The following is a 14,071-nucleotide window of genomic DNA, read 5'->3' on the forward strand; positions in this document are numbered from 1 at the left end:
CGCACCGGAAGGGACAGAGAGGTACCCCGCCGATGGATCTCGACAACGACCCGCCCGTGCCCGCGAACCTTCCTGACGACGGTCTGGTACGCCGGGCCAAAGCGCTCGCCTGTACCGCCCCGTTGCAGAGCCTCGACGCCCACAAGGCCTCGCTGGAGGGTATCGACGCCCGCGGCTACCAGATGTCGCAGCTGGCCCTGCACGCGATCGACCAGGTCACGATCGCCATGGACTTCGACCACGGTGCCGACCCCGAGCGGGTGATTCGCCAACTCACCCGGTATGCGGGGCTGCAACAGCCCCAGCACACCGAGGAGGAACACCGGCGGATCGCCGAATGGGTACTCAACAAGCTCATCAACGTGGGGACCGTCGACCGCGGGTTCCGCCAGACCTGCGGTCGGATCGATCAGAACGGTGAATACCGGACCTTCCCCTTCAGCTTCAAACTGATCGAGGAAGGTGCAGCAGGAGGGAAACTCCATCTTCGCACCACCGACGAGGCCATCAACGTCCTGGTCGGAGCACTCGACACCGACGTGGAGTCGTCACAGGTCGCGGCTGAGCACAAACTCCGGAACCTGGTGGAGCGTGGCCGTCTCGACGATGCCAAAGTGGCGGCCGAACAAGCCCGACACCGTACGGTGCAGTACGGCGAACTGCTGCGGAGGCAACTCGACGCCACCCGTCGCAACGTGCGGACCGTCGATTGGGAGACCGAGGTTCCCGACCTCCTCGACGCCGCGCTGTCCCACATCGAGGGACGCTACGCCATGGAGAGCCAGATCCTCGCGCACATCACCAAACGCCGGGACGAGGCCGACAATCCGAGGTACAAGCAGCAGGCCGCCGATCTGGTGGTCATCGTTCGGGAATGCCTCGGACGCCACATGCGCCTCCAGAAGCACGTGCAGAGCGCCGGCGCAGTCTTCCGGCGTGAACAGGACAGGCAGGAATTCTCCGGTCCACCGCAGCGGGCTGCACTGGACCTCTTCGGTCAACTGCTGGTCCCGACACTGGGACTCAAGGTCAACGAGGCGCTACCGGTGCTGGCGGGCTACTTCCGGAACGCGACCCCTCCCGTTCCGCCGGACGCCGTCTCGCTGACCACGGTCGTCTCCCGCCTGCTCCGTTCCGGACCGGCTGAACCGCCGGCCGGAGCACCGGTACCCGAACCGCAACTCCATTTCGGCGTCGACACCAACGCGTACACCCCCGAGCAGCACTTGCTTGCCGACCAGGTGCTCGCACTCGGTGACGGACCGAGGCTCCTGAGCAGCCTGATGGCCGAGGCCAGGGAACTGGCAGACCCGGCACTCGCCCGATTGGTGCTCCACCGGGCCGGTCAGGCCTTCGGCACGTCGATCGGGGAGAGCGTCCGAGCCGGTGCGGGTCGAGTCCTGCTCGCCTTCAGAACCGGCCATGAACTGCACGATCCCGACCATGGAGGGGACGACCTGTTGCTGACCCACGCCCTTGTCGACCGCACCACAGCACCCGGTGGGCCGGACGAGCCGACCCGCCCCGAATCGGAGGAGAACCCGTGACCGATCGCGCGTCCGACACCGACTGCGAGAACGCGGCCCGGCTGATCTCCCACGGCCTGCGCGTCCGGAAGACACCCCACCGCGACTCCGACTACCTGCGCCTCGCCCGGCGTTACCAGCGGGATCCCGCCTTCCGCTCGGTCACCGACCGGGTGGCCCGAGGCCTCGGCCTGGCCGTGCTCGGCATCGAGACCGGGACCGACGCGGTGGTGCTCGCCGCCCTGGACAACTCGGTGTTCGAAACCCGGATCGAGGACTATGCGAGGCGGGCCAAGTACCGCGGAACCCGGGGCGACCACGAGAAGGTGCTGCACGGCGTGATCCATCTCGCCATCGCGGCCCTGGCCTTCCCCCGGCCGGACGACCTCGCCCGCGACGGCTTCATCGGCCGGGTCGGCATCGAGATCGTCGACACGACCGTCCGTGACGTCTGCCGGAAGCTGCAGCAGCGGGCCGCCGTCGAAGCGGAAATTGAGCCCGAAACCCCGACCGACACACCGGAGTTGGAGGAGGTCTGGCGGGTCTACTCGCGCCGTCCGGAGGCCTCCCGGACCAAGGACAGTCGGGCCGCAATGAACTCCACCCGCGCCATGGTCGGACGGGCCCTCAACTTCCTCACCGAATCCGGTTTCCTCACCGCAGTCGGTGAAGCATCGGAGGGCAACTACCGGACCAGTTCGCGCTACCAGCTCCAGGTCCGGGAGTTGGCGGCCACCAACGCCTTCCAGGAACTGCTCCGACTCACCTCCCTGCCGATGACCGGCGCCGAGGGCACCCTTCGGGTCGTCCCGCAGAGCCACGACCACGTACTCACCCCGGAGGCCTGCGATGTATGAACTCTCCCGCGTCCTGCTGCGATCCGTCGGGCCCGCTGCCGCCCGGTACGAGAACGTCCTGCTCGACCTCAGTTCCGCCGGCGCGCCCGTGGTCGCCGCCTCCCCGGGGCTGTTCGGCGACGACAGTCCGGTCCTCCGGCCGTCCCCGGCGAGTGTGCTGCACCTGGAGAACGGCGGCGGAAAGTCGGTCCTGATCAAGCTGATCTTCTCGGTCGTCCTTCCCGGCCACCGACAGGCGGTCGGATCGTCGAGCGGTCGCGCTCTGCGGAGCTTCGTGCTGGAGAACGACGTCTCGCACATTGTCCTGGAATGGGTGCACGCGAAGAGCGGGCGGCACCTCGTCACCGGCAAGGTCTCCGCGTGGCGCAACGGTCGACCGTCCAGCGACCTGAAGCAACTGGTCGAATACTGGTACCACTTCAGGCCGAATGAGACTCTGGGGCTGCGCTCGCTCCCGATCACCGACAACGGCCGCTACCGCTCTCTGCACGACTACTGCGACCAGCTGTCCGCCGCGGCGCAGGCCGACCAGTCGCTGGAGTACTCCAGCATCCGCGTCCAACAACAGTGGACCGAACGATTGGCCGACCTCGGGCTCGACCCGGAGCTCTTCCGGTACCAGCGCGCCATGAACGCCGAGGAAGGGGAAGCCGCCGACGCGTTCTCGTTCGCCGGGGACAGTGCCTTCGTCAACTCGCTGCTCACCGCAGTGCTCCCGCCGGAGCCGTCGGAGGAACTGGCGGGCGTGGTGAACGCGTATGCCGACAAACTCGCGGTCCGTGAAAGCCTGGAACTGGAACGGGAGTTCGTGCGGGGAGCGCTGGAACACCTGTCGCCGCTCGCCGAGGCCCGCCGCCGCTGCACGGCCGAAGCGGACCGCAGGCTGACGGCGCAGACCCACCTCGACGGGCACCTCCGACTGATCCGGGTCCGCGCGGACAGGGAGCGGGATCGCGCGGAAGCACTCCGGACGGAGAGCCGGAACCTGGCCGACGAACTCAAACGGCAGCTTCAGCGCCACGCACGGCTCGTCGGCACCGCCACGGAATTGAACCGGCTGGTCGCCGGCATGCGACTGGACGAAGCGAAGAAGGAGGAGCGGCAGAGCCGGGAACGGCTGCGGATCGCCAGACTCGTCGAGGACGCGTGGCAGTCCACGCCCGTGCTGCTGCGCCACCAGGAAGCCGTGACGGAGGATCTGCGGCTGCGCCGGACCATTGCCGAGACCAACGAGGCCGCCCGACCCGCACTCGACGCCATGAACGCCGCAGCGGAGTCGCTGCGCCACTCCCTCGCCCGGATGCACCAGCAGACGGGACGCCGAGCGGCAACGGAGGACGCAGCTGCCGGGGAACAGGACGAGTCGGCAGCCTTGGCACAGGCCGCGCACAACGCGGCGGTCGCCACCGAAGCCACCCACCTGGCGGAGGCCAAGGCACGGCGGGCCGACATCGAGGCGGTGCACGCCGAACTTGCCACCGCAGTCCGGGACGGCGCGCTCCCCGCAGGGGCGACGGCAGCCGACGCAGCTGCGGAGGCACACACAGCTGCCCGCCGGGCCGAGTCCCGGGTGACCGGGCTGGAGAACGCATCAGCCGAACTCCAGCAGGCACACGAGACCGCGGAACAGACCTGCTCGGTCGCGCGCGACGCCTCCACCACGGCCGACGAGGCGTTTCGGGCGACCGAACGCGAATTCGGCGCCGCCGTCGCACGGACAGCCGCACTTGCTGCGGACCCCGACCTGGCCGGGCCGACCGGAGAAGACCTCGACCGTCGATTTCCGGACCTGCTGGCCGAGGTGACGGCCGTCCGGCAGGAAGCGGACACCGCGCTGGCCGCGCTTCAAGTCGAGATCGCCGAGGACGAGCGCGCGCGGACGGCACTGCAGACGACCACACTGCTCCCGCCGTCGGTGGATGCGATGCGGGCCGTACAGCACCTGCGCAGCGGCGGGATCACCGCATGGGCCGGGTGGGAGTACCTCGCATCATTGGACGGAGCCGAACGACGACTGGAAGTCGTACGGCAGGCTCCCCGGTTGGCTTCGGGCATCGTCGTGAACGACCGGTTCGCCGATGCCTGCACCGCACTCGACCGGAGCGAGCTCTGGCCCACCGAGCACCTCGCGATGGGCACCGCCGCGCAGCTGCTCGCCGAACCGGGCACGACAGTTGACGAACTGTTCGTCGTTCCCCCGCACCCTGCCCTGTACGACGAGAAGGCGGCGGACCAAGAGCGTGATCGGCTCGCCGACCGGCACCAGGAACAGCTGCGCCGGCAGGCCGAACTCCACGACCGGGGTGAACGGTTCGCCGTACTTCACACCCGAATGGTGGACTGGCGCCGGGAATTCCCGCCCGGGCGCCTGGAGGAACTCGACAAGGCCCTGCGGCAGCGCGCCGACCAGGCGGCGGAGGCGAGCCTCCTGCTGACCGCATGCCGGCACGAGGTCGAACAACTCCTGGTTCGGCGGAACACCGTGGCCGCCGAGATCCCGGGTGCCCGCAAGGAACAGCGGCGGGCCGAGCGGGCAGCCGACGCCCTCGATCGCCTGGCCGAACGGGAAGCGCGGATCCCCGGCTGGGAGACCGAGGAACGGATCGCCCGGGAAGCCGCCGGACAGGCGCGGGAAGTCGCGGCCGAAGCCGGCGAACGCAGTGAGCAGCACCGCTCGGCAGCAGCCGGTCATCGTCGGACTGCGGACCAGCACCGTGGTACGGCGCAGCGAATCGCGGAGGAGTTGAAGACCCTGCCGGAGACCGACGGCCGGGCGTCGGCACCCGACGGCGCGGTGGCCGACCGACCGGTCGAGGTACTGCGCAGGGCGTACGCCACTGCCGACGAGGAGTGGCGGCGGGTCTCGGTCGGTGAGGATCTCCGCCACCGGGCAGACCTGGCGGCGCACCGATGCCGGGTGACGGAGCGTGAAGTCGGAGATCTGTCCGACGAGGTGAGGACTCGGGCGGTGGATCTCCTGGCAGGCCCCGAAGGCACCGATGCGCTGTCCCGCTCGCTTGCCCAGGCGGACGCCGCCCGCGCTGTCCTGGTGGCCGAGGCCGCAGTCGGGGAGGCCACCCAGTCGACTGCCGTCCGCAAGGCCGACGTGGCATCGTTCGGAAACCCGGGGGAGCCCGTCGACCTGACTCCGTTCCCGTACCCGCGCCACCTCACCGAGGCGATCGCCGTTGCGGCCGAAGCGGAGTGCGCCCGGGACCAGGCGCAGCAGCTCTGCGAGGAATTGACGCACCGCAGCGTCTCGGCGAAGCAGAAGTCGAAGGCTGCGACCCGTGAAGCGGAACTGTTCGGCGACCTGTCGACGTTGCTCGGCACCGGCCCTGGAGCGGCGCCGGCCGACAGGGAGCCGGCGTTCGACGGGGACGTGTCGACGGCCAGGCGGGGATACGACACGGCCAAGGCTCTCCGTGACGAGGCGGACGATGCACTGGCCTTGGCCACCCGCCAGGAACGCACGCTCACCGAGCGGTTGGTGCAGCATGCGGTCGACGAGCGGTTCGCGACGCTGCGCCTGCCGAACCGCTCCATCATCGTGGCCACCGACCCGGCCGACCTGCCGGCGCACGCCGGTCACTGGAGTGGCCTGCTCCAGCAGCGGCTTCGGTCGTTGCAGACCGACCTCGACTCCATCGACCGGCACCGCAAGGCGATCGTCGGTCAACTCCGGCAGCAGGTCGAGGAGGCGATCCGGGTGATTCGGCGGGCCGAGACACTGTCGAAGCTCCCGGAGGGCCTGGACCAGTGGTCCGGTCGGCACTTCCTGCAGATCACGTTCGGTTCTGCCCACGACGAGGTCCTGACCGATCGCCTCGGCACCGTGATCGACGAGGTCGCGGGGGAGATCGTCGGCGAACGGCCGACCCGGCGGGAGGGCATTGCCCTGGTGCTACGAGGAGTCGCAGCGGCCGTAGGCGCCTCAGGATTCAAGGTGCAGATCCTCAAACCCGATGCCGTGCTGGGTGATCAGCGTGTGCCGGTGTCGCAGATCAAGGACATCTTCTCCGGTGGTCAGGTCCTGACGGCGGCGATCGTCCTGTACTGCACCATGGCGGCGCTGCGGTCGAGCGAGACGGGCCGGACGCGGCACCGCCACTCGGGGGTGCTGTTCCTCGACAATCCCATCGGTCGGGCCTCCGCGTCCTACCTGCTGAGGCTGCAACAGGCGGTGGCCGCCGCGCTGGGCGTCCAACTGATCTACACGACCGGCCTGTTCGACCTGAACGTGCTGGAGAGCTTTCCGCTGGTGGTGCGGCTGCGCAACAGTGCCGACCTGGTGGTGAGCCGGAAGTATCTGACCGTGGAAGAGGTGGTGCGGCCGCTGCTCGACGGCGCCGGGCCCGACGAGTCGGCCGAGATCGATGCGGTTCGGTACTTCCGCAGGCCGGTGGAGGACGGTACCGATGTCTGACCCGGGCCGACTCGCCGCTGCCGACCGGCGCTTCCTCGAGGCGCTGCGAACCCGGGCCGTGGCCGGCAAGCGGAAGTCCGCGGCCTGGCGGCGCCTGGCCACCGCGGTGGTGAAGGAGATCCACCACGATCTCTTCGGACCTGCCCCCGAGGGAGCTTTTGCCCCAAGAGTGGTGGGCGACGCGCTGACCCGACTCAAGGCGACGGGGGAGATCGACTTCACCGCGTCGACGGACCAGGAGCGGGTCGAACTGCCGGTCCACATCAAGGTCCGCGAGCATCCGCTGCCGGCGGTCCGTCGCCCGGCGATGCCGCCGCTCCACCCCGAGTTGAGCCGGGTCGCTGCCGAGTGGAGTCTCGGACGTCGGCGTCCGGAGCACCTTGCGGCATACATCGCAGTCAACGAGTGGCTGATCGGAAAGCCCGACCTCACCCGGTTGCCGATGTGCGAGCGATCCCTGGAGGTCTTCGGGAAGCTCCCTCATCTGTCGTACTTCCCGGAACCGGAGAAGGCGTTGACCAAACTCTCGTTCGGCTGGCTGTTCAGCGACCGAATGAGGCTTCGCGAGCTCCTCCACCTCGTCCGGGCCGAGCCGCCGTTGCTCAACGAGTGGTATCCGAGTCGGCCGCGTGAGCGCGGATTCACCAGGATGGACTGCGGCGACACGCTGTTCGTCGTCGAGAACTACACGACGTGCTGGTCGCTGGCCCGGGCGCTCGAGCCGCTCGAGCACGGGCTCGGATATCTGGCCTGGGGGATCGGGAAGTCGTTCGGTTCATCCATCCGCAGCATCCGGCCCGATCACGGAGTCGGTGCGATCCGGTACTTCGGAGACATGGACGCCAGTGGCCTCGCGATCCCGCAGCGGGCTCAGGAGCAGACCGAGCGGGCCGGTCTGCCGCCGGTCGAGCCGGCCGAGTCACTGTACGACGCCCTGTTCGAGTTAGGGGTGCCGCTTCCCGGGGCGGAAGAGCCAGTCGCACCTGAGAAGGCCCACGAACTGGCCGCCTGGCTGCCGGAGCGTCACCGCGGTCGGGCGGTTGAGATCCTGGTCCGCGGTGAACGTCTGGCCCAGGAGTGGGTGAACCTGCGTCACTTGCGAGGCTCGTCCGCTTGGCAGGCGGATGTGAGCTGACGGCAACGCCGCCCGGCCGCGCTACGGCCGGGCCGGGCGGGCGCGACGGGCGCGGACCAGGTCCTCGACCGTGTGGGCGATGTCCTCGGGGGACTGGTGTTCCCAGAAGCGGAGGACGGTCCAGCCCTCGGCGGTGAGGTGGGCGGTGGTTTCGCGGTCGCGGGAGATGTTGCGGTCGAGCTTGGTGCGCCACCAGTCGGCGTTGGCCTTGGGGCTGGTGGCGTGCTCGGGGCAGCCGTGCCAGAAGCAGCCGTCCAGGAAGACCGCGACGCGCGGGCCGAGGAAGAGGATGTCCACCGTCCGGCGCGGCATGCCGGGGACCCGGGCGTTGACCCGGTAGCGCAGGCCCGAGGCGTACAGCAGGCGTCGGACCGCGAGTTCCTGGGCGGTGTCCCGGGAGGACTGTCGGCTCATCCGGGCGGCGACGGACGGCGAGGACGCGGTGGGCGACATACCGCCAGTATCCGCCGGCCTGCCGACAGACGGGGGCCGGTGGGGCGGTTCAGGCGGCGCTGATCGGGTGGACGGTGGTGCCTGCGGCCCTGGTGGTGTGGGTGGTGACCAGGCGGCGGAGGGCGTGGTCGGTGGCGGTGTCGGCCGGGGTGACGGTGAAGAGCAGGTGGTCGGCGGCCGGGCCGGTGGAGAGGATGTCGTAGTGCAGCCGGAGTTCGCCGGCCTCGGGGTGGTGGACGCGTTTGCTGCCGGTGGAGCGTTCGAGGACGGTGTGGTCGGTCCACCAGGTGTCGAACTCGGCGCTGTGGGCGCGCAGTTCGGCGACGATTGCGGCCATCCGGGGATCGCCCGGGTGGCGGGCGTGACCGGATCGGAGGTGGCCGACGGTCTCCCGGGCGATCCGGTGCCAGTCGAGCTGGCTGGTGCGTGCGGTCGGGTCGAGGAACAGTGTCCGCGCCGTGTTGTCGGCCCGGCCGGTGCCGAATCCGGCCCCGAACAGGGCTCGTGCCGCCGCGTTGTGGGCCAGTACGTCGAGTCGGTGATCGGTCAGGTAGGCGGGGAACAGCGGTATGCCGTCCAGGAGTTGGCGGAGCGACGAGCGGACCTGTCGGCTCGGCCCCGCGGCCCCGTGAGGGCTTTCGCGGCGGGCGAGCAGACGCAGGTGCCGGGCCTCGTCCGGGGTCAGGCGCAGGGCGTCGGCGAGCGACTCCAGGACGGCCGCGCCCGGTGTGCCGACCCGCCCCTGCTCCAGTCGGACGTACCACTCGACGCTGACGGCGGCCAGTTGGGCGACCTCCTGACGGCGCAGCCCCGGGGTGCGGCGGCGCGGCCCACGCGGCAGGCCGACGTCCTCGGGCTGCAGGCGGGCGCGCTTGGCCCGCAGGAAGGCGGCCAGTTCGGCCTGTTGGGGCGGCCGTCGGGGCATGTCGGTCATGGTGTCGATGATGCGCACGGGCCGTCCGCGGCGTCCAGCGCCGATCCTGGTACGCCGGGTGCCACCATGCGGCGTGGCTCCCCAAGTGCGGTGTTGCGGAACAGGGTTGGGGGACCGACACCGACCAGGGGAGATGTCTCGTGTCACGCCTGTCCCGCACCACCGCTCTGCTGCTGAGCTCCGCCGCCGCCCTGACGTTGCTCGGAGCCGCCGATTCGAGCGCCCAAGTCGGGGGAACCGTACGCGACTTCGGCCGGGTCTCGGTGCGTGCGGGGATTCCCGCCGATGCCGGCCGGTTCACCGTCACCAGCCCCGACGTGGTGAACGGCACGTTCCCGAAGGCCAATTGGGCGAACTCGTTCGGCTGCGACGGCGGCAACCGCCCGCTGCGACTGGAGTGGCGCGGCGCTCCCGCCGGCACCCGGAGCTTCGCCGTCACCATGTTCGACCAGGACGCCCCGACCGGCTCCGGCTTCTGGCACTGGGTGAGCTGGGACCTGCCCGCCACGTCCGCCCGGCTGGGCGACACCCTGCCGTCCGGCGCGGTGTCCGGTGCCGAAGACGCCGGTCAGACCGGCTATTTGGGCCCGTGCCCGCCGGTCGGCGACCGCCCGCACCGCTACCGGATCACCGTCTACGCGCTGGACACGCCGAGCCTGGCGCTGCCGGCCGCGACGCCGCCCGCCGTCGCCGCGTTCACGATCGGCGGGCACGTGCTGGCGTACGGGCAGACCACAGGGGTGGCGGCGCGATAGTCGGCGCACGGAACGGGCCGGGCCCGCAGGCGAGTTGTCCGCCTGCGGGCCCGGCCGTCGGTGAACCTGGCTGCGCGGAAGGTCAGTTCATCGAGATCAGGCGCAGGCCGCCGTCCGACTCCAGGACGGTGCCGGTGAGGTTGCGGTTGGTCGCGGCCAGGGCCACCGCCTCCGCGACGTCCTCCGGCTCGGCGACCCGGCGGACCGGCAACTGGGCTGCGGCGCTGGCGAAGTAGGCCTCCCGGGCTTCCTGCGGCAGGCCGTTCCACCACGGGGTGGCGACCAGGCCGGGGGAGACCGCGTTGACCCGGCGCGGGGCGAGCTCGACCGCGAGCGGACGGATCATCGACTCCAACGCGCCGTTCACCGCTGCCAGGCCGGCGGTGCCCGGCATGGCAGCCCGGGCCGAGATCGCGGTGACCAGGGTGATCGACCCGTCCTCGGTCAGGTGCGGCAGCGCGGCCTGGACGGTCGTCAACTGCCCCCAGAACTTGGCCTCGAACGCGCTCCGCAGCTTCGCCAGGTCGAGTTCGGCGAACGGGCCCGCCCCCTCGGCGCCGCTGAGCGAGACCACCAGCCAGTCCAACGAGCCCACAGTGCTCAGGACTTCGGCGATCTGCTCGCGGTCGCCGCCGTCCGCGCGGTGCCCGACCAGCTCCGGGTCGCTCACCGCGAGCGCCTCCAGGCGCTCCTTGCTGCGGCCCGCCACATGCACCGTCGCACCCTGCGCGTGCAGCAGGCGCGCGGTGGCCAGCCCGATGCCCGAAGTGCCGCCGACCACCAGTGCAGTGCGCTTACTCATCCGTGCCATCTCCCCTGTGCCAGTCGACAGGAGCGGACCGAACCCGGCCGCTCCGGGCGGGACGTCGGTCCGCTATTTCGAACCGTGACGTCTCGTCTCGAATTACGGTAGCGTGCTGCCCGTGAGCGAGCAAGCGAAATCTTCCCCGGGCGACAAGCCCGACGTTCCGTCAACTTCAGCACGGGAGACTGCTGTTCGGCCCGGACGCCGACGCAGCGAGGAGAGTCGGCAGGCCATCCTGGGCGCCGCGTTCGACCTGCTCGGCGAGGTCGGCTACGCCCGCCTCACCGTCGAGGGCATCGCCGCCCGCTCCGGCACCGGCAAGCAGACCGTCTACCGCTGGTGGCCAGGCAAGGCCGACGTCCTGCTCGAAGCCGTCACCGCGCACGCCCGCCGACACATTCCGCTCCCCGAGACCGACGACCGCGCCGCCGACCTGCGCACCTTCCTCTCCGCCACGTTCGCCGCCGCCACGCCCGGCACCTCCGCCGCGCTGCGCGCACTGATGGCCGAGGCGCAGATCGACCCCGCATTCGGCGAACGCTTCCGCGAGACCCTGCTGAACCCGCGCCGCGAAGCCCTCGGCACCGTCGTCGACCGCGTCCGCGAGGCCGGCCTGCTCGCCCCCCACCTCACCACCGCCACCGCCGTCGACCTCGTCTTCGGCGCCCTCTGGTACCGCCTGCTCGTCACCGGCCGGCCCCTCGACGACGGACTCGCCGACCTCCTGGCCCGGACGCTGCTGCGCTGACGCCCGCCTCCACGGGAGACCGCCCCCACGGGAACCCGCCTCCACGGGAGCCTGCCTCGCCGGACCGGGGCAGTGGGCGCTCCGGTCCGGGTCGATCCGCCCTGTCGGGCTGGGGCGGGCCGTCGAGTCGGACCGGGGGCGACCGCCTGCCACCGGAGGGCGACGTGCGGGGCGACCGGCCGTTCCGGGTTGCGGCACCCCCCGGGCGCAGGACCGTCTCGTGGCTGACCGAGCATGGCAGGGTGCCCACCGACTCGCCCTCCCGCCCGCCGATACCCGCCGCAGCCCCCGCATCCCGGCTGCGCCGCCTCACCCGCGGCGCGTTCGCCGACCTGACGCCGCTGCGCGACAGCCCCGACTACCGCCGACTGTGGTTCGGGCAGTCCGTCTCCGCCATCGGCCAGCAGATGACCGCCGTCGCCGTCGCCGTGCAGGTCTACGACCTCACCGGCTCCACCTTCGCCACCGGCCTGGTCGGACTCTGCTCCCTGTTCCCCCTGATCGCCTTCGGCCTGTACGGCGGCGCCATCGCCGACCGCGTCGACCGCCGCCGCCTCGGCCTGATCGGCTCCGGCGGACTTGCCGCCGTCTCCGCCCTGCTCGCCGTCCAGGCCCTGCTCCACCTCGGCGTCGTCGCCCTGCTCTACGCGGCCGTCGCCCTCCAGGCCGGCTTCTTCGCCATCAGCTCGCCCGCGCGGTCCTCGATGATCCCGCGCCTCGTCCCCCGCGAGCAGCTGACCGCCGCCAACGCCCTCAACACCATCGGCATGAACCTCGGCCAGACCGTCGGCCCCATGCTCGGCGGCGTCGCCATCGCCGCGTACGGCACCCAGGCCGCGTACCTGGTCGACACCATCGCCTTCACCGCCACCCTCTACGCGATGTGGCGGCTGCCCGCGATGCGACCGCAGGCCGCGAGCGGCAAACGCGCCACCGTCCTCGACGGCCTGCGCTTCCTGCGCGAGCAGCCCAACCTGCGGACCTCCTTCCTCGCCGACCTCGCCGCGATGATCTTCGGCCTCCCGCGCGCCCTCTTCCCCGCCATCGCCGTCGCCTTCTACGGCGGCGGACCCGGCACCGTCGGCCTGCTCGTCGCCGCTCCTGCCGTCGGCGCCCTGGCCGGCGGACTCTTCTCCGGCTGGATCGGCCGCATCCACCGCCACGGCGTCGCCGTCCTCGCCTCCGTCGCCGCCTGGGGCCTGGCCATCGCCGCGTTCGGACTCGTCCGCAACCTGCCGCTCGGCCTCCTGCTGCTCGCCGCGGCCGGCTGCGCCGACACCGTCTCGATGATCTTCCGCAACACGATGATGCAGGTCGCCGCACCCGACGAGATGCGCGGCCGCCTCCAGGGCATCTTCATCGTCGTGGTGGCCGGCGGCCCCCGCCTCGGCGACTTCGAATCCGGCACCGTCGCCACCCTCACCACCCCCACCCTCTCCATCCTCACCGGCGGCCTCGCCTGCATCGCCGCCGTCCTCCTCCTCGCCGCCCGCCGCCCCGCCTTCCTCCGCTACGACGCCCGCCACCCCACCCCCTGACCCGCGGCCCCGACCCACACCCCCCGAAACCTGGCAGCGAGCACCCCCCGACGTGCTGTATTGTTTTCCACGTCGCCGGGAACACCGGAGACAAGGTCAGAAAGCCAAGGAGCCCACCGGGCAACGCGGCAGCAGACCACGGGACGTGGCGCAGCTTGGTAGCGCACTTGACTGGGGGTCAAGGGGTCGCAGGTTCAAATCCTGTCGTCCCGACTGTGAAGTCGGTTGTGAGAGCCGGTACTTGGGAAACCAGGTGCCGGTTCTTTCTGTTGTCGGGTCAGGTGGTGGTCGCATGGTGGTCGCCTGGCCGCACGGGCCAGTCCTCGGTGGGGTCGTCGGTGCGCGGGGTGCGGTTGGCGGGGCGTGGCCGGTGGGGGCGCGGGTGCTGGTGTGCGAAGCGGCTGGCGCGGCAGACGGGGGTGCCGAGTTGTTCGCGGTCGGCGTTGTCGAGGATTCAGGCGATGCCGTTGACGCCTGCGCGGGCGGCGCGGGGGGTGAGTTCGGCGTAGATGTTGGCGCTGGTGGACAGGGTCCGGTGGCGCAGGGGCTTGGACATGATCGGCAGGGGGATGCCTGCGGCGAGGCCGAAGCTCATCGCTAGGTGGCGCAGGTCGTGGCGGGCGATGCGGGGGACGCCGGCTTTGTCGCAGAGCAGGTGGAAGCGGTCGAGGACGCTCTTGGGGGGCAGGGGGTGGCCGTGGCGGTGGAAGACGTAGGCGGTGGGGTCAGTGGTGTTGCCGAAGGGGCGGGTGTCGGCGAGGTTGTCGAGGGCGGTGGCCGTGCGGGGGGAGCGGGCGACCCAGGTCCTGCTGTGCGGCGTCTTCGGGGTGGTGAGGAGGAGTTGGTTGTTGTCGACGGCGGAGAGGGTGTGGCGGACGAGGAGGACGCCTTCGG

The 14,071-nt window shown here is 71.0% G+C and carries 11 protein-coding genes and 1 tRNA gene; 8 read left to right on the plus strand and 4 right to left on the minus strand.

Annotation, left to right across the window (positions count from 1 at the left end; all coding sequences use genetic code 11):
- Positions 1–32 precede the first annotated feature (32 nt).
- From ACIQF6_RS35420 to ACIQF6_RS35435, 4 genes are read left to right on the plus strand one after another with little or no spacing between them, the layout of a single operon-like run.
- Positions 33–1,547: a hypothetical protein gene (locus ACIQF6_RS35420; RefSeq protein ID WP_400902858.1), complete on the plus strand. Its 1,515-nt coding sequence runs from the start codon at positions 33–35 to the stop codon at positions 1,545–1,547.
- On the plus strand, positions 1,544–2,383 hold the full coding sequence (locus ACIQF6_RS35425; protein ID WP_400902861.1) for a hypothetical protein: 840 nt from the start codon (positions 1,544–1,546) through the stop codon (positions 2,381–2,383). Before ACIQF6_RS35420 ends, ACIQF6_RS35425 begins: the two co-directional genes overlap by 4 nt.
- Entirely contained in the window at positions 2,376–6,809 is a 4,434-nt protein-coding gene (locus ACIQF6_RS35430) for a hypothetical protein (RefSeq protein ID WP_400902864.1), read from the plus strand. The genes ACIQF6_RS35425 and ACIQF6_RS35430 overlap by 8 nt, the downstream gene beginning before the upstream one ends.
- Positions 6,802–7,944 carry a Wadjet anti-phage system protein JetD domain-containing protein gene (locus tag ACIQF6_RS35435; protein WP_400902867.1) on the plus strand — a complete coding sequence of 381 codons (1,143 nt, stop codon included), beginning with the start codon at positions 6,802–6,804 and terminating at the stop codon, positions 7,942–7,944. The genes ACIQF6_RS35430 and ACIQF6_RS35435 overlap by 8 nt, the downstream gene beginning before the upstream one ends.
- Positions 7,945–7,965: 21 nt before the next feature.
- On the opposite strand, the gene ACIQF6_RS35440 is transcribed toward ACIQF6_RS35435, so the two are convergent.
- Positions 7,966–8,397 carry a very short patch repair endonuclease gene (locus ACIQF6_RS35440; RefSeq protein ID WP_400902869.1) on the minus strand — a complete coding sequence of 144 codons (432 nt, stop codon included), beginning with the start codon at positions 8,395–8,397 and terminating at the stop codon, positions 7,966–7,968.
- A 49-nt stretch (positions 8,398–8,446) separates the two neighbouring features.
- Positions 8,447–9,331 carry a helix-turn-helix transcriptional regulator gene (locus ACIQF6_RS35445; RefSeq protein WP_400902872.1) on the minus strand — a complete coding sequence of 295 codons (885 nt, stop codon included), beginning with the start codon at positions 9,329–9,331 and terminating at the stop codon, positions 8,447–8,449.
- A gap of 140 nt (positions 9,332–9,471) precedes the next feature.
- Here ACIQF6_RS35445 and ACIQF6_RS35450 point away from each other — a divergent pair, with 140 nt between their 5' ends.
- On the plus strand, positions 9,472–10,086 hold the full coding sequence (locus ACIQF6_RS35450; RefSeq protein WP_400902875.1) for a YbhB/YbcL family Raf kinase inhibitor-like protein: 615 nt from the start codon (positions 9,472–9,474) through the stop codon (positions 10,084–10,086).
- 82 nt (positions 10,087–10,168) lie between these two features.
- Here ACIQF6_RS35450 and ACIQF6_RS35455 read toward each other — a convergent pair whose 3' ends face one another.
- The gene (locus ACIQF6_RS35455; protein ID WP_400902878.1) at positions 10,169–10,888 is read right to left on the minus strand and encodes an SDR family oxidoreductase; all 720 of its coding nucleotides are present in this window, start codon (positions 10,886–10,888) and stop codon (positions 10,169–10,171) included.
- Between the two features lie 121 nt (positions 10,889–11,009).
- On the opposite strand from ACIQF6_RS35455, the gene ACIQF6_RS35460 reads away from it, so the two are divergent.
- The 3 genes from ACIQF6_RS35460 to ACIQF6_RS35470 all read left to right on the plus strand — a co-directional run bounded on the left by ACIQF6_RS35460 (position 11,010) and on the right by ACIQF6_RS35470 (position 13,390).
- Positions 11,010–11,639, plus strand: a complete 630-nt coding sequence (locus tag ACIQF6_RS35460; protein WP_400902881.1) for a TetR/AcrR family transcriptional regulator — start codon at positions 11,010–11,012, stop codon at positions 11,637–11,639.
- Positions 11,640–11,881: 242 nt separating this feature from the next.
- A complete protein-coding gene (locus tag ACIQF6_RS35465; protein WP_400902884.1) occupies positions 11,882–13,177 on the plus strand; it encodes an MFS transporter in 1,296 nt (431 codons plus the stop codon).
- Between the two features lie 139 nt (positions 13,178–13,316).
- A tRNA-Pro gene (locus tag ACIQF6_RS35470) sits at positions 13,317–13,390 on the plus strand.
- Between the two features lie 241 nt (positions 13,391–13,631).
- Here ACIQF6_RS35470 and ACIQF6_RS35475 read toward each other — a convergent pair.
- On the minus strand, positions 13,632–14,071 hold a 440-nt coding region (locus ACIQF6_RS35475), incomplete at its 5' end, for a tyrosine-type recombinase/integrase (protein WP_400902886.1).

Origin of the sequence: Kitasatospora sp. NPDC092948, assembly GCF_044754805.1 — a bacterium.
Lineage (GTDB): Bacteria > Actinomycetota > Actinomycetes > Streptomycetales > Streptomycetaceae > Kitasatospora.